Source organism: Salinimicrobium maris, assembly GCF_049680855.1.
In the GTDB taxonomy this organism is placed as follows: Bacteria; Bacteroidota; Bacteroidia; order Flavobacteriales; family Flavobacteriaceae; genus Salinimicrobium.
Genome location: NZ_JBMPGS010000002.1, coordinates 775,397 through 797,925, shown reverse-complemented (window position 1 = coordinate 797,925; position 22,529 = coordinate 775,397). Strand labels below are relative to the sequence as shown.

Genomic DNA, 22,529 nt, shown 5'->3' with positions numbered 1-22,529 from the left:
AATTTTCCATGAAAACCACAGAATACATTTTTTACGTGCTACTCGTGTTATTATCCACAAGTGGAATGCAGGCGCAACATGAAAACCACCAGGCCGAAAAGGTGACAACACAAAACAAAGAGGTATTAAGTCCGCATACCAGTACGATGGCCATAATTGATGGGGCTCATATTCATATAGATTATTCTTCACCACGCGTGCGTGACAGGGTAATTTTTGGTGGACTAGTAGGCTTCAACACTGTTTGGCAGGCCGGAGCTCACAAAGCCACGTGGATAGAAACCAATAAGGATTTGGTAATTGGTGATAAAATATTGCCTGCCGGAAAGTATGCTTTTTTTACAGTTCCCGGAAAAGAAAATTGGAAAGTCATGTTCAATTCCCGCTGGGATCAGCATGGAAAGGATGAATATGATGAGAGCGAGAACGTACTTAGTATGGATGTCACACCTGAAGAATTGGCGGAAACACAGGAAGCACTAGAGTATGATGTGAAAAAAGAAGGTGAGGATCAAGGAACTATATCTTTATCCTGGGAAAATGCCAAAATTACCATTCCATTCAGAGTTTTAATTGAGTAAGAGCTTAAAACAGGTATGAAGCTTTTGTTTTAACAATGGCAACTTTACCCTAAAACCGTTCCTGTAGTATGGAGTGGAATTAAGTTCAATAGTAATAGAAATTACAAATATGGAAGAAAAAGTACTTTATATAAAAAACGTGGTTTGTCAACGGTGCAAGAGTAGTGTCAGGGAAATATTGGAAGGATTAAAAATTCCGTATCAGGAAGTATCCTTAGGGCAGGCGGTATTGGAAAGACCTCTTAATTTAAAGGAATTGTCTGCCATTCAGAAAGAATTCCTTAGAGTTGGTTTTGAGGTTCTTTTCGATAAAAATGAGCGGCTGGTGAACAGGACAAAATCAATTATTATAGCACGTATTTATAAAGAGGAAAACTATGGCAGCGGAAAATTATCCAAAGTTTTACGGGACACTTTATTGTGTGATTATAGCCATCTTACCCGGATTTTTACAGCTATAGAAGGTAAGACTATACAAGACTTTCAGAATCAAATAAAAATAGAACGTGCAAAAGAGTTGCTTGAATATAATGAACTAAATATTTCAGAAATTGCCAGGGAAACGGGTTACAGCAGTGCAACTTATTTGTCTACCCAGTTTAAAAAAATAACCGGTTTAAGTCCTACCGATTACAGACTTCAAAAACACAAAAGGGATGTAGACTTGGATACTATATAAAATGCTAAAATTTTTATAAATCATTAAAAATGAACGTTTTTCCCATAATTTTTATGGAATATATCTGCTCTTATGGCTACTTTAGAAGTAAATCATTAAACATAAATATTATGGAAACCGGAAAAACAAATAAGGATTTACTTCAAATTCTTGCCGAATGTGCAACAGAATGTGATACCTGTTTTGACGCTACACTCGACAATGAAAAAACCGATGCTCTTGCACGTGTTGTGAGATTATGTCGGGATTGCGCTAAAATTTGTTATGCGACAGTCAGTTTTGTAGCGTCGAATTCATCTCACGCCAAACATCTTGCTAAAGCATGTGCCGACATTTGTGATGAATGTGCAGAGGTATGTGGAAATCATACAAATCATGAGCAGGAATGCCTGCCGTGCATGAAAATCTGCCAGAAGTGTGCAGAAGCCTGTAGAGAGTTTGCGGCTTAATCAAAGTAATGCTGTAAAAAATAAAAAGTCCGGCATTCCGGGCTTTTTGTAGTTTATACTGATAAGTTTATTCAAAATTTTTTCTGAATAATTAATGTCTGAATATGAAAAGAATTGCCTTTCCCTTACCGGTGCGGTGGCAATGGGAACAGATGTAATGATTGGAATTTAAAAAGCTAAAATTTTCATAATTCATTAAAATTGAATGTTTTTCCTATAATTTTTATGGTATTTATTTTCTCTTATGGCTAATTTAGGAGAGAAGCATTGAACCTTAATTTATTGGAAACAGGAAAGACCAACAAGAATCTTCTTAAAATTCTTGTCGACTGTGCAACGGAATGTAATTAATGTTTTAACTCTTCCCTTAATAAAGAAAAAACCGATGCTCTGTCGCGGGTAGTATAGGGGTGCCAGTTAAACTAAAATAAATTGAAATTATGACGAGACACAGAATAATGATACAGAAGTGGAAGTATGATGAGGTTGGTGAGGATATAAAAAGAAGTACCTCAAGAGATCCTAATGAAATTTCTGCACCACTTGAGCATTTGGAAGAGCTTAAGAACAGTAACTACAAAATTGATGATCATTTTTCCCATATTTATGGATGGCAGGTAGTTGATACTACTGGAGCAAGAGTGGGAAAGATGAAGGATTTTTTGTTCGACAAGACTCAGAAAAGAATAAGATACCTCGTTGTGGGTTTAGAGATAAATGTAAAAGAGGATAAGGATGTTTTAATTCCCATAGGAAGAGCAGAACTAAATCAACAGGAACAAAAAATTGTTGTTCAGGAACAAGTAAGTTTTGAAAAACTAAAAACATTACCCACTTATAAAAACGTAAAAAGTCTCGCTATTGAAGATGAAAAGGAGACTCTTCTAATTTTTTCCTCAAAACAAAAGGAAGCAACCAGTTATACGCAAGGGAATTTTTACAACCAGCAGGATTTCAATGAAACCACTTTTTTCGGTTCTGATGAAGATTGAGGAAGTTCAGGTACAGCTTAGAATGGAATTCAGCTAATAAATGAAAGCCGGGAATTTTCTGCTTTTTGAAATTAACACTGATAGTTTAATTGATAATTTTTTCTAAAAAATTATATGTCTGAATATAAAAAGAACAGCCTTTCCCTTACCGGTGCGGTGGCAATGGGTACAGGTGTAATGATTGGTGCAGGGATTTTTGCGCTCCTTGGGCAGGTAGCTGAACTCTCCGGAGAATATTTTGCCTATGCTTTTATCCTGGGAGGAATTATTTCTGGTTTTAGTGCCTACTCTTATATCAAAATGTCCAACGCTTATCCTTCAGCAGGAGGGATAGCTATGTACTTGCAAAAGGCTTATGGCAAAGGAACTATTACAGCTGCGGCATCTTTGCTAATGGCCTTTTCTATGATTATTAATGAAAGTCTGGTCGCCAGGACCTTTGGAAGTTACACCTTGCAGCTATTTGATGCGGGTGAAAGAAGCTTCTGGGTTCCAGCTTTAGGGGTAGGATTACTTATAATAGCCTTTGTTGTAAATATTCTTGGTAATAAAGCGATTGGAAAAATCTCCCTTTACATGGCAGCTTTAAAAATTGGAGGTTTAATTATTTTTGCAGCTGGAGCTCTTTGGGCTTCGGGGGTGGATCTTGATGCGGCTGTTCCTTCGGAAGATCACAAGAACAGCATTGTTGATTATGTTGCTGCACTTGCCTTATCTATTTTGGCATATAAAGGTTTTACTACTATAACCAATAGCGGGAGTGAAATTGAAAAGCCTCACAAGAACGTTAGTAGGGCTATAGTAATTTCTTTATCAATTTGTGTGGTAATCTATTTTTTAGTAGCTCTGGCTGTAGGATCGAATCTTTCTATTCCTCAAATAATAGATGCAAAAGATTATTCTCTTGCGGAAGCTGCCCGGCCCCTGTTCGGGGATTTTGGTTTGATCTTTACCGTTGGAATTGCTATTATAGCAACGGTTTCCGGGGTGATAGCAAGTATTTTTGCAGTTTCCCGAATGACAGGAATGCTCACTAATATGCATTTAATCCCCCATAGTCATCTTGGAATGTCTGGAACTATCCAAAGGCATATGTTGGTATATATAGTAGTAACTTCAATTATCTTGACTATATTCTTTGACCTAAGCCGAATTGCTTCTTTGGGTGCTATTTTTTACCTAGTCATGGATATTATTGTTCATGTAGGGGTTTTTAGATACTTGAGAAAGGAAGTAAAAGCAAAATCAGCCATTTTGATTACAGCAATTATTCTTGATGTTGTTGTTCTTCTTGCCTTCTTGGTCGTAAAATCTCAAACTGACGTATTCATAGTTTATGTCGCGGTTCCTTCTATTATTCTAATTTTTATTGCTGAATTTTTTTTTCTGAAAAACAAGTTTGATGAAGGGGAAGCTGATATACATTCTCATGAGTAAATACAAATTCTACTTTAACAGTATGGTAGGGTAAATTATTTTAATTAAATACGCTATTCAATGACTCATAAATATAAAATAACAGGAATGACCTGCAACGGCTGCCGAAGTCATGTAGAAAAAAACTTAAATGAAGTAGAGGGAGTCACAAAAGTTTCGGTAAATCTACAAAAAGCTGAAGCTACTATAGAAATGGAACACCATATTGAAATTGGTGAATTTCAGGAGGCTTTGAAAGGATCAAAATATACTATTGCCCCGGCGGCGCCAGGGGAGCCTGGGCTGGAAAAAAAGATGAAGCATTCTTATACAATATCAGGAATGACCTGCAATGGTTGCCGAAGTACGGTGGAGAAAGCTTTGCAGGGAGTTGAAGGTGTCTCTAATGTTGAAGTAAACCTTAAGGATGAACAGGCAGTAATTGAGATGAAGCAGCATGTGCCCGTGGCAAAACTACAACAGGCACTGGAAAAAACGAAAGGAAGCTATTCAATTGCTCTACTTAACGAGGAAGAAGGTGGTTCACACATAAATATGACGCATACCTATACTGTTCACGGGATGACCTGTAATGGTTGCCGTAGCCACGTCGAAAAAACCTTAAATGAAGTAGAAGGAGTCACAAAGGCTTCGGTAAACCTTGAAAAAGCTGAAGCTACTGTAGAAATGGAACACCATATTGAAATTGCTAAATTTCAGGAGGCTTTAAAAGATTCGAATTACAGAATTTTCCAACCTTCAGAAGGACATAGCAGTGAAAAAAAGATGAAGCACACTTATGCCGTTCATGGAATGACCTGCAGCGGTTGCAGAAATCATGTGGAAAAAACTTTGAGCGATGTAGAAGGGGTCACTAATGTATCGGTAAACCTGGAAAAGGAAGAGGCGGTGATAGAGATGGACAAACATATTCCACTTAAAACTTTTCAGAAAAAACTGGAGGATGATGGTGGAACTTATTCTATCACTATGCCGGGAGAGAAACCTAAAAAACCGTCTAAAAAAAGTACAGAAAAAACGACGGGAGGATCTGGAACCTTTTATTGTCCTATGCACTGTGAGGGGGAAAAAACCTACAACAAACCCGGGGATTGCCCGGTGTGCGGGATGGATCTTGTTGAAGCACCGTCCTCGCAAAAGATGCCTCAGCGGTTTACCTGCCCCATGCATCCTGAAATAGTAGAGGACGAAATGGGTTCGTGCCCAATCTGCGGAATGGACCTTGTGCCTATGGAAGGAGGTGTGGATGAAGATGACAAGACCTATAAGAAACTGCTGCAGAAGTTCTGGATTGCTACTGCCTTCACCATTCCTATTCTATTAATAGCGATGTCTGAAGAAATAATTTCAGGTAACCCACTATTGAAGCTAATGGATTGGGAGTACTGGAACTGGGTTCAGTTAGGGCTATCTGTTCCTGTTGTTTTTTATTCCACCTGGATGTTTTTTGAACGAGCTTATAGATCTATAAAAACATGGAACTTGAATATGTTTACGCTAATAGGGATAGGTGCAGGGGTAGCCTGGCTTTTTAGTGTGGCAGCTATGTTATTTCCCGATGTTCTTCCTGCTCAATTTAAAACAGAACAGGGTACTGTCTTTGTCTATTATGAAGTGGCGACTATCATCCTCACCCTCGTTCTGCTGGGGCAATTGCTGGAAGCACGAGCTCATGGAAAGACAAATTCAGCTATTAAAGAACTTTTAAAACTCGCGCCTAACAAAGCCACCCGTATAGTCGATGGAAAAGAGCAGGTGGTGATGATAGACGATATCAATAAGGGAGATCTGCTTCGGGTAAAACCGGGAGAGAAAATTCCTGTAGACGGAAGTATCAAGGAAGGGGAAAGCAATATTGACGAATCCATGATAACAGGGGAACCTATTCCGGTGGACAAGGAGGTAGGTGATAAAGTAAGCTCTGGAACTATAAATGGAAACAAAACCTTCATTATGGTGGCTGAAAAAGTAGGATCAGAAACCCTCCTTTCTCAAATTATTGAAATGGTAAATGCTGCGAGCAGGTCCCGGGCACCAATTCAAAAACTCGCTGACAGGATTTCAGGTTATTTTGTACCGGTGGTAGTGGCAGTGTCTGTTTTAACCTTTATTATCTGGGCAATTTTTGGTCCTGAACCTTCATACGTTTTTGCGCTGGTTAATGCCATTGCAGTATTGATCATTGCCTGTCCCTGTGCCCTAGGCCTGGCTACACCAATGTCTATCATGGTAGGAGTGGGGAAAGGTGCACAATCGGGGGTTCTTATTAAAAATGCCGAATCACTCGAAAGGTTCAATAAGGTTGATGTGGTAATAATAGATAAGACAGGAACTGTCACTGAAGGAAAACCTTCGGTAGAAAAGGTAATTTCTGCATCATCCAAATTTTCCGAAAAAGATATCCTTCAGAAGATAGCCTCGGTTAATAGCAGTAGCGAACATCCTTTGGCTGAGGCAACTGTGCGTTACGGTGAAGAAAAGGAAATAGAAATAAAATCAGTTTCTAATTTTAATGCGGTTACAGGAAAAGGGGTTACCGCAGAATTAAACGGGAAGAAAATAGCTTTAGGAAATGATAGATTAATGGAGCAGGAAAACGCTCAAATTTCTGAAGAACTTCGTGAACAGGTAAAAGCAGAACAACAATTAGGAAAAACCGTTTCTTATATAGCAGAAGAAAACGGCATTATCGGATTTGTAGTCATATCAGATAAGATCAAAGCTTCAAGTAAAGAGGCGATCAAAGAGCTTCATGATCTGGGGATGGAAGTTTTTATGTTAACCGGAGACAATGAAGATACAGCCAAAGCTGTTAGTGAAACTTTAAATCTGGACGGTTTTAAAGCACAAATGCTTCCGGAGGACAAATTGAAAGAAGTAGAGCGCTTACAGATGGAAGGTAAAAAAGTCGCTATGGCAGGCGACGGAATAAATGATGCTCCTGCTTTAGCTCAGGCTGATATTGGAATAGCGATGGGTACCGGGACAGATGTTGCTATTGAAAGTGCAGGAATTACTCTAGTGAAAGGGGATTTAAAAGGCATTGCCAAGGCTAAAATTTTGAGTCAAAAGGTTATGAAGAATATTAAGCAAAATCTTTTTTTCGCGCTGATATACAATACCCTGGGTATTCCAATTGCAGCAGGACTGCTGTACCCATTTTTTGGAATCCTGCTTTCACCTATGATTGCCGCTTTGGCTATGAGCCTGAGTTCTGTATCAGTGATAGCAAACGCCCTTCGTTTGAGAGCTGTAAAGCTTTAGGTAATTACAGGAGTTTAAGTAATGATAAAGAATAACTGCTATTAAAATTAAAAAAAATGAATAGCAAGAAAATTTCTTCTTTAAATAACCCATTGAAGAATCTCAGTAAGAACTATGAAATCGAAAAGAGAGAGAACAACAAATAGACGAATATGGTTTTTAATTCTTATTTCTTTGGTTATTGTGGAATTGGGGTGGTGGATCGCAGAAGAAGTCTTCTGCGATCCTAAAGTTCACATTAATTCCAGAGGAGCGAAGGAAGTCACACCAAATAATTCTTTTTTTTGTAGGCTTTCAAGATAAATTTTGTTTTTTATCAATGGATTATATCAAAAGGCAAAACCTTAAGTTTTAATTAAATTATTATAATCAAGTAAAATGTCAGAAACCTTACTAATCCTTGGATTCATTATACTATTATTAGCTATACATGATTTCTTTTACACCACCCTTTCCGCTAGCGGAGGTGGTTTTATTTCTGAAAATGTGGCAATCTTATCTGATAGAATAATTCAGTTTGGTGCCTCGACTTTCGGGAGGAAGGCTTATGATTATCATGGCCTATTTGTTAATCTTATGATACTCTTTGTGTGGCTTCTCCTTATTTGGCTAGGCCTTTTTTTGGTTTATTCTTCAAACCCCGAGGCTATAACCAACAGTAGCGGGAGAGCTGCGTATAACTGGGAACGGCTCTATTTTACCGGGTATGTACTTTCTACTCTGGGAATGGGAAATTTTAAGCCTGTTTCACCTTTTTTTGAAGTAGTTACTAGTTGTTTTTCTTTCTTTGGGTTTATTTTTTTCACCAGCTCAATGACTTACTTCCTTTCTGTTTCATCTGCTGTAGTAAGAAAAAGAACTTTGGCAAAAAGTATAAATAATCTTGGAAACCAACCCGAAATTATTGCAAATAAATTACTCTCCTTAGACTCTTCCTATAGCTATCAGCAAGTTCATACGCTTCAGGAATTAGTGGATCAACATTCTGTGAGCCATCAGGCTTATCCCGTTGTTCATTACTATAGTCGCTCTGAAGAAAAAGATTGTTTTTCTATTAATATTTCGAGGTTAGATGAAGCCTTGTCTATAATAATCAATTCAAATAAAGGAGAAAATTTACAGGAGGAGATTGGTTTGCTTCGCGCCGCTATTTCCAATTTTCTTCAAAACCTGGATAAAAATTTTTCCCGGAGTCTGCCAAACATCGGAAAGCAGTTAAATGAGCAGGATGTACCATCTTATTTGAATGAATTTGATTCTAAAAAGTTGAATGAGAGGAGAAGGATATTAAAAAGCTTACTGAAAAGTGAAGGCTTTAGCTGGAACAATGTGATTGTTGAGGAATAGAGGTAGAAATATATTTTCAAGCTGCTTTTCTTTTACTTTTAGCAGTTCTTCGGCCTCCTATTCCATAAATTTTTTGCAAACATGAAAAAAGAACCAGAAAATTTTATAGCCAAAATAGTTGAAGAAGATTTAACGGAGGGATATCAAATTGGAGAGCTAAAATTCAGGTTTCCGCCGGAACCAAACGGATATCTGCATATAGGACATGCTAAATCCATATTTATAAACTTCAGCCTTGGAAGGAAGTATAATGCTCCAGTTTTTTTACGTTTTGATGATACCAATCCATTACGTGAAGAAAAAGAATTCGTCCTTTCCATTGAAAAAGATATTAAATGGCTCGGATTTCATTGGTCAAAAGAAACTTTTGCATCTGATTACTTCCAGCAGCTTTATGACTGGGCGGTAGAATTGATAAAGAATGGCTATGCTTATGTAGATAGTCAACCTTCTGCTATTATGGCAGAACAAAAAGGAACTCCAACATCACCAGGAATAAATAGTCCATTCAGAACAAGAACTGTTCAGGAAAACCTTGAACTATTCTGTAAAATGAAAAATGGGGAAGTATTAGAGGGAAGTCATGTCTTAAGAGCGAAAATTGATATGGCTGCTGAAAATATGCTAATGAGGGACCCGGTAATGTACCGGATGTTAAAGAAGGACCACCACCGTACAGGTTCTACATGGAAAATTTATCCAATGTATGATTGGGCGCACGGTCAGTGTGATTTCATAGAAAAAATAAGTCACTCTTTTGCCACTCTGGAATTCAACCCTCATAGAGAATTGTACAATTGGTTTTTGGACAAAATTCCAGGGATAGAAGGAGTGAGGAAGCCGAAGCAACGGGAATTCCCCCGGCTAAATTTAAGTCATACTGTATTGAGTAAAAGAAAACTAGCGCAACTCATAGAAAATGGAGTAGTGGCATCCTGGGACGATCCACGGATGCCAACCCTTAGTGGAATGCGGAGGCGGGGTTATACTCCTGCTGCCATTAAAAACTTTATAAAGGAAACCGGTGTTACAAAACGGGAAGGAGTCGCGGAAATTTCTTTACTTGAGTTTTTTGTTAGAGAAGATTTAAACAAAATAGCCCCCAGGGTTATGGCTGTATTAAATCCGGTAAAGTTAGTTATTACAAACTATTTAGTAGGAAAGGAGGAGGATCTTCAAATCCATTCAGGTTCAGATACGGGAGTTCCTTTTCTCAGAGGAACAACACCTTTTTCAAGGGAAATTTATATTGAAGAAAAGGATTTTCAGGAAAATCCTTCCCGTAAGTTTTATGGTTTAGCCCCGGGCCGTGAGGTGAGATTAAAAGGAGGATATATTATAAGGGCAGAAGGAGTAGTTAAAGTTAGTCAGGATAAAATTTTGGAAGTATACTGTACGTACGACCCTTTAAGCCGGAGTGGCAGTGGCACACCTGAATCAAAACGCAAGGTAAAGGGTACTTTACATTGGGTTTCAGTAAAACATGCAGTTCCGGCAGAAGTTAGGTTGTATGAACATCTATTTACTTCCGCTTCACCTAATACAGATAAAGATTTCACTACTTCCATTAATTTTGAATCCCTCCGAGTAATAAATGCCTTTGTTGAACCAGCCGTAAGAGAAGTACAATCAGGAGAGCATTTACAGTTCCTGCGTACTGGCTATTTTGTTCCAGACAAAGAAAGTAGGACGGATAATTTAATTTTTAACCGCACAGTAAACCTTAGAGAAGGTTCCGGTTATCAGGAAAAGAACTGAGAGAAAGAATATAATTTCTACAGATGTGGAAGGCTGGTGGTGAGAATGGTGTAATAGGGAAAAATTAGGATCTTTTGGTGGAGCATCAGAAATCATTCATAGAGGTTGTGAAAAGGATAACATTACTTTAGTGTTTAATTAACGGACATTTTTCTTTGCTCTTTTTATCTTGAATACTGACCCGTCCTTAGTTATCATCCCCCTAGTTATTAAATTTATTAACCCATTAAGACCAATTTATTATGTTTTATCACGTGAAGGAATTACAATTTAACGCCAGAGTTTCAAAACCAGATCCTGCCTTTGCCACTCTTCTTCTAGAACAGTTCGGGGGTGCTAACGGAGAATTAAAAGCTGCTCTTCAATACTTTACTCAGGCCTTTGCCGCTAAGAAGGTACATCCGGACAAGTATGATCTTCTAATGGATATTGCTACAGAGGAATTTAGCCATCTGGAAATTGTAGGAGCAACTATTCAAATGCTTTTAAAAGGGGTACATGGAAGTCTCAAAGATGCAGCAGACGAATCGGAAATTATGCCTCTAATGCAGGGGACGGCTTCAAAAGAGGAGTTTATCCACCAGGCAATGGTGAATCCACAGTTTTTTAATCTTTCCGGAGGTGGACCAACTTTAACTGATAGTAATGGAAATCCCTGGACTTCGGCTTACGTAACTGCCAACGGAGATCTATCTGTAGATCTTCGGTCCAATATAGCGGCAGAATCCCGTGCAAAAATAGTATATGAATACCTTTTACAGCACACCAATGATCCTCATGTAAAAGAAACTTTAAGATTTCTAATGACCAGGGAAGTGGCACATTTCCAAATGTTCCAGGCGGCTTTGGAAACCATAGAGCCAAACTTCCCTCCGGGAGTTCTGCAAAGTGATCCACGTTACAGTAACAAATATTTTAACCTTTCAAATGGAGAAGATGTTCGTGGACCATGGAACGAAGGAAAAAGTCCGGAACTGGGAGAAACCTGGGAATATATTTCTGACCCTATTGAACATGTAAAGAGGACCAAGGGGATGGTAGACGGGGAACAGACCTCTTCCAGAACCCAAAAAGAGGTAGATAAAAAAAATAAAGAACTAAGTAAAAAGAAGGTAAAGGAAATTGAAAAAGCTTTACCGGACAAGGGAGAAATGCAGTGGAGCAAGTACTAAAAACCAAAAAATGAAAAGCAGGGATTCATTCCCGTTTTGGCTAGAAAATATATGGACAAATTTTATCTTGAGTATTATACAGATCCGTTGTGTTGTTGGAGTTGGGGATTGGAACCACAAATGCGAAAACTGCGTTACCTGCTTAAGGATCGCTTAAAAATAAGGTATGTTATGGGAGGGCTCCTGAGGGATTGGGAACATTTCTCTGACCACTTGAATAACATTAGCAAACCTTCTCAAATGGGCCCACTCTGGGTTGAAGCCAAACATCTTTCGGGTCAACCTATTGATGAACATATGTGGGTGAAAAATCCTGTGGATACTTCTTATCTTTCTTGTATGGCAGTAAAAGCAGCCGAACAACAATCTTTGATAGCCGGGGAAGCCATGCTCCGGAAACTAAGGGAAGCAGTAATGATCTATAAGAAGAATATAGGTAACATTGATGTGATTATGGACATTGCAGGGGAACTTGAAGAAAAAAGTCTGCTAAACAAAAAAAGTTTTCGAGACTCCCTTTTTTCTGATGACTCCTCCCATCTCTTTCGCGAAGATCTGGAATTGGTTAAGATAAAAGGAATATCAAGATTTCCCACTATATTAATTACCTATAGAGGAAGAACTGTACAAATAACAGGCTATAGACCCTTTTCTATTCTAATGGCTACTTTTGAACTTTTAGAACCTGCTTTAAATGTAAATCTGGTAGTTGACGGGAAAGAATATATAAATAGCTGGGAAAATTTAACGGATAGGGAGTTACAAGAGATCTTGCCAAAGCAGGAGGAGTTTACCGGTATTTAAATTCTTGTCAATTAGATATCTCCGGGTTTTTTAAATTCAACTTGGCATTACTTGAATTTTACACAGTTAGATGATTTTTTTAAAATAAAATAATATGAAATTCAAATATTTATTTTTATCTCTAATGCTGTCTCTTTTTTTCGAGATTTTGCATAGCCAGGAATCGAATCCCCACCAATTTGAAGTGAAAATGGAATTGCTTGCAGAGGATTTAGTTTCTCCTGTAGCTATTGTAGAATCTCCGGATGAATCTGGAAGATATTTCATCGTTGACCAGGTAGGGGTGATCCGAATTCATACTCCCCAAAAAGGGCTTTTGGAAGAACCATTTTTGAATCTGAAAAATGAGATAGTTGAATTAAAAGATGCCCATGAAGAACGAGGTTTGTTAGGACTTGCTTTTCACCCCGATTACATGGAAAATGGCAGGTTCTTTGTCTATTATAGTGCACCCCTTGGTCAAGATGGTCCCGAGAACTGGGATCATTCCAGCCACATCTCAGAATTCAGGGTCTCTCCGGATAACTCCAATATGGCTGACAAAGCTTCAGAAAAGATCATTCTGAAGGTCAATCAGCCACAGGATAATCACAATGCAGGGACTTTGGCCTTCGGCCCCGATAATTACCTCTACATTGCCCTTGGTGATGGAGGAGGAGCAAACGATATCGATATGGGTCATGTACCCGATTGGTATGGGGAAAATGCCGGTGGAAATGGACAGGATGTGGAGCAGAACCTGCTGGGTAGTATCCTGAGAATTGATGTGGATGGAGAAGCTCCTTATGGAATTCCTGATGACAATCCTTTTGTAGATAAAGAGGGAATGGACGAGATCTATGCCTATGGGCTTAGAAATCCATACCGGTTTTCCTTTGACATAAAGGGGAACAATGATCTCCTCGCGGGAGATGCGGGACAGGTGCTTTGGGAAGAAGTAAGTGTGATTACAAAAGGCGGGAACTATGGCTGGAATGTAAAGGAAGGAACGCATTGTTTTAATGCCTACAATAATGATAAGGAAAGAGAAGATTGTCCAAAGGAAGATAAAATGGATAATCCATTAATTGATCCGGTAATTGAATTTAAACAAGGCGGAGTCGATGACGGCGGAAAAGGTCTGGTTGTAATAGGAGGCTACGTTTATAGGGGTAAAGACCTTAAAAATATGGCCGGGAAATACATATTTGGTACATGGACGCAGCATCATGGAAAACCTGCAGGTGCAGTGTTTGTTTCAACTCCAAAAGAAACCGGCATGTGGGATTTTCAAGAGGTGAAAATTGCTCAGACCAACTCTACTTCAATCGGCCATTATTTATTGTCTTTCGGTCAAAACAAGGAAGGAGAAATGTTCGTTCTTACTACCGATGAAGAAGGACCTGTAGGTACTACCGGTAAAGTCTTTAAAATGGTTTCAGGAAATTAAAATTTCAAAGGTTGTTTAAAACATTTAAATAAACCACCCATTTTTGGGGTGGTTTCTTGTTTTTAGAGATCATAATTTCAATGATAAAGTTATGCCGTATGTAGCAGGGTTGCCCAAGTGAACTGCACCAAAATTATACCCATAACTGATGAATCGGGTGTCAAAAATGTTACGTCCCCATATCATTAGATCAACATCTTTATATGAGAGTCCCAAGTTTCCATTGTATAAATTATATGGCTCCTGCCTTAGATTATTAGCAAGATCAAAATATTGTTCTCCAAGGTATTTCCATTCTGCACGGGCGCTGAAATTCCAGTTACTACCAAATCCGAGATCTGAATTATACTGGAGGGCGAACATAGAAGTTATTTCGGGGGTGTAGATTTGTTTATTTTCCTGCAGATTTACCTCATTTCCATCCTGTGCTATAAGAAGCGATTCATAACTCGCATCAGTAAAACCAAGGTTATAACTCAATTCAAGACCACGGGTAAGCAAAGCACGAAGTTCTACTTCAAGACCTTTGCTGGTAAGACTTCCGGTGTTTCGAGTAACAATGACTGCATCTGGCAATACCAATGTGGGCACCTGGACGTCTGTCACTTCCGTATAAAACAGAGTTGCATTCACAAGTAGCTTATTCTCCAAAAATGAATTTTTTGTACCTAATTCATAATTGTTACTAAACTCTGGTTGAAATTCAAATAAAGGTGGCTGGGAAGGATCTGAAGTAAGCGGAGTCAAGCCCCCGGCCCTAAACCCGCGGCTGTAGGTGAAAAACAGCAGGTTTTCTTCTGAAAAATCGTAGGTGATTCCGGCTTTTGGGGAAAACGCAGAGAATGTTGCGGTGGCAGTAGTATCCGGCTGAAATTCAAAAACAGGTTGAGCCGCCGTATCCGGTTGATACTCTCCCAAAACCGATTGTTTCTTGTATTCATGGTCGTACCTCAAGCCTGCAATGACTCCAAATTTCTCAAAAAGCTGATAGTTTAGCTGTCCAAAAAAGGCAATTCCCTTGCCTATTCCTTCACTGGTATTTATGAGTGAAAAATTTGTTTCTTCAGATCCCACCAAAGCTGCATCCTTCCCAAAATGCGTCGCCTGCTTCACGGGACTTTCCTGATAAAACATATAGGTGCCTGCCGTCCAATTAAGGTCGTGCCCGGAACCCGAAGGAGAAGAAAACCTGAACTCCTGCGTTGCCACCTTTACCTGATTCCAATCCTTCCCGTAGTTATTGATGATCGAAATGCCATCTATTGGTGAAAAATCTGCATCAATGGGATCTTCATAGTAGCGGTAATTCTGCTGGTATGCAGTCTGGGAATAAAAATTGACATTCCTACCTTTATGGTCAATGACCAAAGAAGTATTGAAGGTGTTATCCTTCATTGTGGAAATTTTGTTCTGATTGAGCGTGTAAGGGTTTTCAAAAGTTGCTTTGATTCCCATGTTCAGGGGAAAAGCGCCGTCGTTTTCTGCTGAAAAATGTTTAAAATTCAGTGTGGCATCCCAGGCTGGGCTGAAGACGTACTGCAGGTACAGGTTGCCGGAGAAGTTTTGTTGATCATCATAGCTGGAACCGGTGAATTCATTCGTGTAAAACCCTTCTCTTTCTTCGTAAAGTCCTGCAATTCCAAAATAAAACTTTTCTCCCAGTGAAGTTCTTATTCCGGCTAAATAGCGCTGCCTGCTGTAATTTCCTGCTGTAGCCTCGGCGAAGATGGAAGTTCCCTGCTCAGGTTTTTTGGTAAGAATATTAATGACCCCGCCCATGGCATTTCTTCCGTAGAGTGTTCCCTGCGGACCGCGCAGTACTTCAATTCTCTCAATGTCAAAAAGCTGCGTAATGTAAGTGTCAAGATTGAATTGGTTTACACCATCAATATAAGTTGCAATTGCAGGATCATAAGAAGTAGTGACGATTCCCCTAATGGAGGTCACGGTCCTGCGGTCACCGGGATCGCTGGCAAAAAGATTGGGAGAAACCGCTGTCAGGTCATTAGCATTCTGAATCTGGCTGTCCTTGACAGCCTGGTAAGAAAGACTGGTTATGCTTAGAGGGATTTCCTGAACTATTTCTTCCCTTTTTTGTGCTGTTACTGTTACTTCATCCAGCCGGTTTTGTTTATCCTGAAGTATGATTTCTAATATTTTGGTACCATTGTTAACTGAAATATTTTGTGAGGTAAAGGCAAAACCTGGCTTTTGTACGCTTAGGACGTAATTTCCGAAAGCTACCTCCTGAAAGGAAAATCGGCCGGTATCATTGGTCTTTTCAGTAAAAGAAGTATTGAAAAGATGCACCCGTGCATTTGCGACAGGTTGTGAATTTTCGTCCAAGACAACTCCTTCAAGAGTGGCAGTTGTTTGTGCAAAGACAGAAAGACTTATCAAGAAGAATAGCACGAAGAATAGGAACAGATTAAGGGTTATTTTTTGCTTCATTTTAGTAGGAGCTTTTTTTGAAATTAGAACCATTTGTTTTTGAAGGAAACCTGAGATTGAGGAGCATGGCAATACTTAAAATGATCAATCCGAAGAATTCCCGTGTATTTTCAATCCAGGGTTTATCGGCTTTCATAGCCTGGACGATATTCTCGGCATCATGATCTCTGTACCAGCTAATCGCACCATCGGGAATCAATAACAGGAAAACAGCAGCCCCCAGATAAAAGACAGTAGCTATCCAGAAAAATTGGGAAATGCTCTTTTTAAAAAGCGGTAAGACACAAAGAATGGCCCCAAATAAATAAATAGAAAACCACAAGAAGGGATCAGGATCATTTAATTGAAGAATGGCAGATAAAAGAAATACTAACACAAAAAAAATATTGGTAATCTTCACTTTTAAGGTATTTAATCTTTGTCTTTGTTTTCCCGAAGGTACTTCAGGTAATCCGCAATATTATCCACCTGCTCATCTGAAAGTTGTTCTTCATTAAAGGCAGGCATAAGTCCGATTCCGTTTCTTATCTGAAATTTAATAAGCGCCTTTGGCAGAGGTTTATTAATTATAGCCAGCCCAACACCGGACATGGCTTCAGGGTGACATGAGGCACAATAATTGTCAAAAAGTATTCTCCCTTTTTGAAGATCTTCTGTAGGCATGATGACAACTTCAGCGTAAGGTTTGGTTTTTGGCGCAGAGCAGCTAAAAATTGCAATGCCTGTTAAAAAAGTTATAGCTATAAACCAGCAATTTCTTCCTTCTACTCTTGTCTTGTAACTTTCCATACCACGCCAGAGTTTTTAACAGGGTTAGCACCTTGCTTGCTGGTCGCAAGGATTCCAAAATCTGTAATATACAATGCAGTACCATCGGGACTGAACTGCACTGACACCGGTCTTTCCAAACCTCCTGTTTCCAACCAGGATGCCGGTCCGTTCTTTTTCGCTTTATTAGTGGCAAAATCCTCCACGATCCCTGTTTCTACATCTACGCGAACCACGCGGTAACCCACAGGGGAAAGTACTTTACCTACTCCCGGTGCCATATCGCCAAACTGGGCAATGAAAGCCTGGCCTTCAAAGCCAAAATCTTCATTTGTGGAAAAACTTATTCCGTTGGAGGAGGAGTGAACCCCCAAACTTGCCACGGGCTGTGGCGGCGTACCGGGATCATTCACCAGTATTTTTTTTGGGTCTTCTTCTCCAGGCACCTCCAGGTGGGTTATGGACATACTTCCATTGTAGTCTGGCCATCCATACCACGCATCCTGCTCTAGTTTAAAAAGCAAATCTCCTGTTCCCCAAACGGGACGGCTGCCCCGAACATCATAAGAGTTATTGGTAACGTAGATCTGTCCATTTGGGGCTAATGCGAGGCCGTAAGGATTTCTGAACCCCCAGGCTACCACCTCAAGATCGCCACCATTGATTGGCACCCGCATTACAGCACCCGTACAAGGAATTGCTCCCTTTATCATCTCATTTGGTTCGGCTTTTTGATTATAAGGAAGGAAGGGGCCTGTAACGGCTTTATCATCGGAATTTTCGCTCAGGACATTTTTTGTCTCACTGTTTATTGCGTTTATAGTAATATCGTTACATGGAATGTCGTGAAAATCGGGAAAGCGGTAAAGCCAGCCAAAAGAGGCATTATCATTACCCACTATTCCGGAATTGGTTGCTGTGCCTTGTCCAAAATACAGATATCCGTCTTTTATGAGCGGGCCATTTGTATGGTGGTCCCCAAGACTTGGTAATCCCTCTACCAATACCTGTGAAGTACCTCCTTTACTCACTTTGAATATTTTTCCTCCCTCGAGTTGCCCTCCTTCAGCTATGTAAAAGTAACCGTTGCTATAGGTAATACCATTCCATGGTCCATTTTTTTGACCCGTGTATAGAGTAGTTGTGGAACCATTCGGCTGTATTTTGAGCAATTTTGGAGCTAAAAAAACTTCTCCATAGGAGTAACCTGCTTCTATAATATATATATTGCCTTCCTCATCAAAGGTAACGGCGGTGGGAAAAGTTAATCCTTCTGTGACGACTTCTATTTTATATCCATCAGGTAAAAGCACATCAGTGGGTTCTATATTTCGCTTTTCAGGAACATCAGCTAGCTGGCCGCCACCTTTGGAAGGCATTATACGATAGCAACTTTGGAATCCCACCAGAATAGCAAAGAGAATTATAATTCTATATTTCACCTTCATCTTTTTAATTTTAACTATAGTGGGGGCAGTTTCTCATCCAATTGTTATAGGGGAGGATCCTGGAAAATCATTAATGAACTGCCGGCCAATTTGTTACTGTAATTATCATAATCTAATATATTTTGTTCCAAGTCTGCAGCCCCTGAATTATAAAATTGTATTGCAATTTAGGCAGCTTCTGCCCACCACCAGATAAGTGCAATGACTATTAAAATTCCTATGATCCAATACCACATATTCTTTCTTTTTTGTTCTCTTTCTGTTTCCATGACTCTGTGATTTAAATTATTAATTTAAAATATTCCTGCTTCAGTTATCTTTGTGTAGATAGGATCACTTTCTACTCTTTTCTTCTGATACTCTTCTGTTTTCCCGAAGAATAGAATGTATGCCCAAAAGACCACCAAATAAGCCTCCAATCCCGCTTCCTACCACAAAGCCGAAAAAAGCTCCCGGTCCTCGATTTCCTGCCGACATTTGCCCTAAACCTACCACAGACCATGCACCATCGGCCACCATCCAGGCAATGAATCCAAGTAAAATACCACCTATAATAGCGCCTGTAATTGCCATGGAGAGAATCGATGGATGATAAAAGAGCTGTCCATGTGGATCTCTGTTTGTCCTCTCCAGCATTAGATCAGGTTCTGGTTTTTTCATTTTCTGCTTCTCGTTTTGTTTTTCCATTTTAATCTTTTTTTTCCTGTAATGTTGGCGCCTCAGTTAAATAAGCCGAAGTATCGGCCGGAATGTCAAAAGGTGATAACAATCGATCCAACTTTTGCTGGGTCGCCAGGCTCACAGAGGTGGTATCCCCAATGATCCAGGCGAAGTTTAAGATGGTTTCCTGGGGGCCTGTTTTAAATGGTTTAACCATTTTTAGGTAATCTGCAGTGGCCTTAGGAACACTATCTGGTTTGACCAGTAAAATAGGGCCGTGTTTTCCCATATGGCCCAAAACTGCTGCCGGGATCATTGATAACATATCGTCCGGATTTCCAATTATATAGTTGTGGCCTGCCTGTGCAATTCCCCAGCCAAAAGATCTGGGTTCCCAGTCCCACCACCATCCCCAGTTTCTGCCAAAATCTTTATATCCGGCGTTAACTGTGTTAGTAGCGAAAACGTTTGGTCCATAAATTCTTCGGACCAGCCCATACTGTCCTAGTTCCTGTGCAACTTTATTTGAGATTACATCTGGCCCACCGGTGAGGTACATAAATGAGCCATGATCTCCATATCTCCTTTTGAGAATATCCCGGGTCGCCTGGGGAATGGAATCCTGATAAACCCAGGCGAATCCTTTGCCCATATGTGCGTTCCACCCCATAGGACCTATACCGTGTTTTATGCCATCAGGATGATCTACTGCCGAGATGATAACTTCATCGGGATGATCTGCTTTCATAGCCGCTTGCCACATATCCAGCACCGAGGCTAATTTTACCGGATCTTCTTCGTAAAAAGTTCGAACACGATATCCCAACACCTCCCGAATTTTGTTTACCTGGTCCTTTGGAACATTTACTGCATAAACCTCTGTTCGTTTATCCTGTAGCACCCCATCTGGTCGAAGCCGTTTCATTTCCCGAAGGGTTTGTTCAGAAATCTTGTTGTCTCTTGTCAGGTAAAGTAAGGGTGCGTTTACCGGCATATGTGTGATGCGATTCATAGCAGTAAAAGCAATCTTCTCATCCTGTGGAACAAGAATGATAGCGCCAACTGCATTATCCTCCCTTGTGGCGGGATAAACTGTCTGGGTTAAGAGGATTGCCTGTTCTTCAGGGTTTCTTCCAGGCAGCCTCACAGTGTAAGCTGTAGCCAAAGCCTCCTGTTGAAGGGGATGACTTCCTCCTCCTGGCCCTCCTTCAGTTTTGCCGCAAGCGGAAAGAAGTAAACCTAATGCTATAGTATAAAAATATCTAATCATACGTTTCCGGGTTTTAAATGTTTACGGATGAAAATCCAGTTTAAAGGCCAGGCGACCAAAAAACCTATAAAGGAAGCCAGCCACATACTCGCAAACCATAAAATATCGTCCTCCTTGGGCATCATAGGAATCTTGTCCATAAGCATATACCAGGAAACCGACATCATTCCAAGACTTACTGCCAGCATACTTAATGCTGTGGTTATAAATGCCATTTTAGAAATCTTTTTATCAGACATTCCCGGCATCATTGATTTTTTCATAGGATATTGGACCATGGACCAGGCAATGAGCACTGCCAAAATATACATGGCAATCATCATAATAGGCATACCCGCTCCCAGCCAAAAGAAAGGCCCTTCCATTCCTTCCCCAAAGAAAATGGGAAATCCGAACCAGACTAAAATAAAACCAACCACTATCATTAGAGGAGCACCATATCCAAAGCCCATAATTGTAGCGGTAGCACTTTGCTGGTTATGGGAGCGTATCCATCTCCAGTCACCATCGTCAACTTCTTTTGCAGGCCTTCTATAGGAATTTATATACAGCACAGGTCCCAGTACCGGCAGCAAGAGCGAAGCCAGCGTCCAGCCGATTTTTATGGGCATCTTTACCATGGGCAGGAAATAAAGAGAATGGATCCACACGAACAGGGCGGAAGCAATTCCCCAAATCAGGAAAATGGACATTAAGGCTTCCATATCCCCCAAAGCAATAGGTCCCATACTGGCGTACTCTGCTTTTTCCAAGGCAAAATCGAGGCGCGCCTGGGCTGCATAGCTTATCCTGTTACTCACGACCCAGAAATGCCTGAAAGGACCTTCTGAAGGAGTTACAAACCAGTCTGAGCGTTGTGCAAAAGCATATCGATCCAATTCCCCTGAAATTCCTCCATCCTCTTCTGCATACAACAAGGTGGCGTTATTACTTTTGGCGTAGGGTAGGGCAGCTAAACCTAAAAGCACATCGGCTGGTGTAGTAAGTACATAATGAAAATATCCATTGTCCCGATCCACTTCACGACCCCATCCAAATTCGGTCTCTTCGTCCCTGTATTCAGCAAGTTTCAAAGCCAGTTGCTGGGGTGATTTTGCGGAAATTCTTTCTACATCCTTAAAGTCACTCAAAATTTCGTCAGGAATCATCTGTTCTGTTCCCAGTACATAGGCTTGCATTGCACTGGTGACATTTTCCCTACCTGTAAGTTCCCCGTTGTTATAAAAAATCACCGGAGAACCATAAAAGTAGGCGTAGTAGAGTCCAGGTAAAGACCAGGCTAAAGCCTTTTTGTCACCTCCGGGCAAAATGATAACGTGCCTGGCTTCAGGATTGACTTTCAGGGAAGTCATAAAAAAGTCTTGCCAGTTTTCTTCTGAAGGAGCCATATTTGTAGTTTGTGCTTCTTCATACGGAATGGCAGTCTTTAAATAAGAATGTAGATCTGCAGGTCCTGCATTCACCAGTCGGGTAACGTTTTTTGTATGAGATATAAGGCGACCTTCTTCAGCAGTTGATCCGGCCCAGGGGGCTACTTCAAGGTCTTCTTTTAAAAGGTTTACAAGACCAAAACCAAGAACAAAGAATACAATAAAAGCCACTATTGGATATGTCCACTTCATAATTTTTATTTAAGGTAATACATAAGTAATTAACCAGAAAAGACCAAAAAATCCAGTCAGACCATAAACAATGGCCAGTGCTTTCCTGGTGGTGATGTCTTTTTTTGCAAACATCGTTAGTGCGGGAATAAGTGCAATTGCGAAAATCACCATCAAATTATAATGTTTTTCCATACTGTCAGTTGTAAAAGCATTAATGATTAAAGCTAATAGACCTAATGCTACCAGAACAACGTGGCTTAACCAGATCATTTTAGGCACCGACATATTCATGCTTAAGTGGGTAAAGGCCATAAAACCTAAAACCGCTCCTGCAAAAAGTAATACTGTAGCTGTAATTTCCATTCCTGGTATTTTTTATTGTTTGCTTATTTTCCAGATTACACCTGTAAAAGGGT

Annotated in this window: 19 protein-coding genes and 1 pseudogene; 12 read left to right on the top strand and 8 right to left on the bottom strand. The window is 40.0% G+C overall.

Annotated features, from left to right (window positions below; translation table 11 throughout):
• Positions 1–8: 8 nt before the first annotated feature.
• The 12 genes and pseudogenes from ACOV1Q_RS09165 to ACOV1Q_RS09110 all read left to right on the top strand — a co-directional run bounded on the left by ACOV1Q_RS09165 (position 9) and on the right by ACOV1Q_RS09110 (position 13,912).
• Complete coding sequence (locus ACOV1Q_RS09165; RefSeq protein ID WP_168137788.1) at positions 9–581, top strand: DUF2911 domain-containing protein; 573 nt, start codon at positions 9–11, stop codon at positions 579–581.
• Positions 582–690: 109 nt separating this feature from the next.
• Complete coding sequence (locus ACOV1Q_RS09160; protein ID WP_424494090.1) at positions 691–1,260, top strand: helix-turn-helix domain-containing protein; 570 nt, start codon at positions 691–693, stop codon at positions 1,258–1,260.
• A gap of 110 nt (positions 1,261–1,370) precedes the next feature.
• A complete protein-coding gene (locus ACOV1Q_RS09155; protein WP_424494089.1) occupies positions 1,371–1,709 on the top strand; it encodes a four-helix bundle copper-binding protein in 339 nt (112 codons plus the stop codon).
• 440 nt (positions 1,710–2,149) lie between these two features.
• Positions 2,150–2,701, top strand: a complete 552-nt coding sequence (locus ACOV1Q_RS09150; protein WP_424494088.1) for a PRC-barrel domain-containing protein — start codon at positions 2,150–2,152, stop codon at positions 2,699–2,701.
• Between the two features lie 114 nt (positions 2,702–2,815).
• Entirely contained in the window at positions 2,816–4,138 is a 1,323-nt protein-coding gene (locus ACOV1Q_RS09145; RefSeq protein WP_424494087.1) for an APC family permease, read from the top strand.
• A gap of 60 nt (positions 4,139–4,198) precedes the next feature.
• Positions 4,199–4,327: pseudogene (locus tag ACOV1Q_RS09140) on the top strand (heavy-metal-associated domain-containing protein); the annotation flags it as partial.
• 105 nt (positions 4,328–4,432) lie between these two features.
• Complete coding sequence (locus ACOV1Q_RS09135; protein WP_424494319.1) at positions 4,433–7,402, top strand: heavy metal translocating P-type ATPase; 2,970 nt, start codon at positions 4,433–4,435, stop codon at positions 7,400–7,402.
• Positions 7,403–7,780: 378 nt separating this feature from the next.
• Positions 7,781–8,749 (top strand): hypothetical protein, encoded by a 969-nt coding sequence (locus ACOV1Q_RS09130; RefSeq protein WP_168137782.1) that lies wholly within the window; start codon positions 7,781–7,783, stop codon positions 8,747–8,749.
• An 81-nt stretch (positions 8,750–8,830) separates the two neighbouring features.
• Positions 8,831–10,507, top strand: a complete 1,677-nt coding sequence (locus ACOV1Q_RS09125) for a glutamine--tRNA ligase/YqeY domain fusion protein (protein WP_168137781.1) — start codon at positions 8,831–8,833, stop codon at positions 10,505–10,507.
• A gap of 242 nt (positions 10,508–10,749) precedes the next feature.
• A complete protein-coding gene (locus tag ACOV1Q_RS09120) occupies positions 10,750–11,679 on the top strand; it encodes a manganese catalase family protein (RefSeq protein WP_424494086.1) in 930 nt (309 codons plus the stop codon).
• 51 nt (positions 11,680–11,730) lie between these two features.
• Positions 11,731–12,483 carry a DsbA family protein gene (locus tag ACOV1Q_RS09115; RefSeq protein WP_424494085.1) on the top strand — a complete coding sequence of 251 codons (753 nt, stop codon included), beginning with the start codon at positions 11,731–11,733 and terminating at the stop codon, positions 12,481–12,483.
• A gap of 94 nt (positions 12,484–12,577) precedes the next feature.
• Positions 12,578–13,912, top strand: coding sequence for a PQQ-dependent sugar dehydrogenase (locus ACOV1Q_RS09110; RefSeq protein ID WP_424494084.1), 1,335 nt, complete (start codon positions 12,578–12,580; stop codon positions 13,910–13,912).
• A gap of 69 nt (positions 13,913–13,981) precedes the next feature.
• On the opposite strand, the gene ACOV1Q_RS09105 is transcribed toward ACOV1Q_RS09110, so the two are convergent.
• The 8 genes from ACOV1Q_RS09105 to ACOV1Q_RS09070 form a co-directional block, all read right to left on the bottom strand.
• Entirely contained in the window at positions 13,982–16,363 is a 2,382-nt protein-coding gene (locus tag ACOV1Q_RS09105) for a TonB-dependent receptor (RefSeq protein WP_424494083.1), read from the bottom strand.
• A gap of 1 nt (position 16,364) precedes the next feature.
• Positions 16,365–16,739, bottom strand: a complete 375-nt coding sequence (locus ACOV1Q_RS09100; RefSeq protein ID WP_424494082.1) for a transmembrane 220 family protein — start codon at positions 16,737–16,739, stop codon at positions 16,365–16,367.
• A 35-nt stretch (positions 16,740–16,774) separates the two neighbouring features.
• The gene (locus tag ACOV1Q_RS09095) at positions 16,775–17,152 is read right to left on the bottom strand and encodes a c-type cytochrome (RefSeq protein WP_424494081.1); all 378 of its coding nucleotides are present in this window, start codon (positions 17,150–17,152) and stop codon (positions 16,775–16,777) included.
• Complete coding sequence (locus ACOV1Q_RS09090) at positions 17,128–18,579, bottom strand: PQQ-dependent sugar dehydrogenase (protein ID WP_424494080.1); 1,452 nt, start codon at positions 18,577–18,579, stop codon at positions 17,128–17,130. The genes ACOV1Q_RS09095 and ACOV1Q_RS09090 overlap by 25 nt, the downstream gene beginning before the upstream one ends.
• A gap of 333 nt (positions 18,580–18,912) precedes the next feature.
• Positions 18,913–19,266 (bottom strand): hypothetical protein, encoded by a 354-nt coding sequence (locus tag ACOV1Q_RS09085; protein WP_424494079.1) that lies wholly within the window; start codon positions 19,264–19,266, stop codon positions 18,913–18,915.
• A 1-nt stretch (position 19,267) separates the two neighbouring features.
• Positions 19,268–20,509, bottom strand: a complete 1,242-nt coding sequence (locus tag ACOV1Q_RS09080) for a hypothetical protein (protein WP_424494078.1) — start codon at positions 20,507–20,509, stop codon at positions 19,268–19,270.
• The gene (locus ACOV1Q_RS09075) at positions 20,506–22,131 is read right to left on the bottom strand and encodes a DUF4396 domain-containing protein (RefSeq protein WP_424494077.1); all 1,626 of its coding nucleotides are present in this window, start codon (positions 22,129–22,131) and stop codon (positions 20,506–20,508) included. Before ACOV1Q_RS09075 ends, ACOV1Q_RS09080 begins: the two co-directional genes overlap by 4 nt.
• Positions 22,132–22,140: 9 nt before the next feature.
• Positions 22,141–22,476 (bottom strand): hypothetical protein, encoded by a 336-nt coding sequence (locus ACOV1Q_RS09070; protein WP_424494076.1) that lies wholly within the window; start codon positions 22,474–22,476, stop codon positions 22,141–22,143.
• Positions 22,477–22,529: the final 53 nt, after the last annotated feature.

Excerpts from the sequence above, each read along its gene's own strand:
- ACOV1Q_RS09165 (WP_168137788.1), top strand. The coding sequence starts at position 9 with ATGAAAACCACAGAATACATTTTTTACGTGCTACTCGTGTTATTATCC.
- ACOV1Q_RS09160 (WP_424494090.1), top strand. The coding sequence starts at position 691 with ATGGAAGAAAAAGTACTTTATATAAAAAACGTGGTTTGTCAACGGTGC.
- ACOV1Q_RS09155 (WP_424494089.1), top strand. The coding sequence starts at position 1,371 with ATGGAAACCGGAAAAACAAATAAGGATTTACTTCAAATTCTTGCCGAA.
- ACOV1Q_RS09150 (WP_424494088.1), top strand. The coding sequence starts at position 2,150 with ATGACGAGACACAGAATAATGATACAGAAGTGGAAGTATGATGAGGTT.
- ACOV1Q_RS09145 (WP_424494087.1), top strand. The coding sequence starts at position 2,816 with ATGTCTGAATATAAAAAGAACAGCCTTTCCCTTACCGGTGCGGTGGCA.
- ACOV1Q_RS09135 (WP_424494319.1), top strand. The coding sequence starts at position 4,433 with ATGAAGCATTCTTATACAATATCAGGAATGACCTGCAATGGTTGCCGA.
- ACOV1Q_RS09130 (WP_168137782.1), top strand. The coding sequence starts at position 7,781 with ATGTCAGAAACCTTACTAATCCTTGGATTCATTATACTATTATTAGCT.
- ACOV1Q_RS09125 (WP_168137781.1), top strand. The coding sequence starts at position 8,831 with ATGAAAAAAGAACCAGAAAATTTTATAGCCAAAATAGTTGAAGAAGAT.
- ACOV1Q_RS09120 (WP_424494086.1), top strand. The coding sequence starts at position 10,750 with ATGTTTTATCACGTGAAGGAATTACAATTTAACGCCAGAGTTTCAAAA.
- ACOV1Q_RS09115 (WP_424494085.1), top strand. The coding sequence starts at position 11,731 with ATGGACAAATTTTATCTTGAGTATTATACAGATCCGTTGTGTTGTTGG.
- ACOV1Q_RS09110 (WP_424494084.1), top strand. The coding sequence starts at position 12,578 with ATGAAATTCAAATATTTATTTTTATCTCTAATGCTGTCTCTTTTTTTC.
- ACOV1Q_RS09105 (WP_424494083.1), bottom strand. The coding sequence starts at position 16,363 with ATGAAGCAAAAAATAACCCTTAATCTGTTCCTATTCTTCGTGCTATTC.
- ACOV1Q_RS09095 (WP_424494081.1), bottom strand. The coding sequence starts at position 17,152 with ATGGAAAGTTACAAGACAAGAGTAGAAGGAAGAAATTGCTGGTTTATA.
- ACOV1Q_RS09090 (WP_424494080.1), bottom strand. The coding sequence starts at position 18,579 with ATGAAGGTGAAATATAGAATTATAATTCTCTTTGCTATTCTGGTGGGA.
- ACOV1Q_RS09085 (WP_424494079.1), bottom strand. The coding sequence starts at position 19,266 with ATGGAAAAACAAAACGAGAAGCAGAAAATGAAAAAACCAGAACCTGAT.
- ACOV1Q_RS09080 (WP_424494078.1), bottom strand. The coding sequence starts at position 20,509 with ATGATTAGATATTTTTATACTATAGCATTAGGTTTACTTCTTTCCGCT.
- ACOV1Q_RS09075 (WP_424494077.1), bottom strand. The coding sequence starts at position 22,131 with ATGAAGTGGACATATCCAATAGTGGCTTTTATTGTATTCTTTGTTCTT.
- ACOV1Q_RS09070 (WP_424494076.1), bottom strand. The coding sequence starts at position 22,476 with ATGGAAATTACAGCTACAGTATTACTTTTTGCAGGAGCGGTTTTAGGT.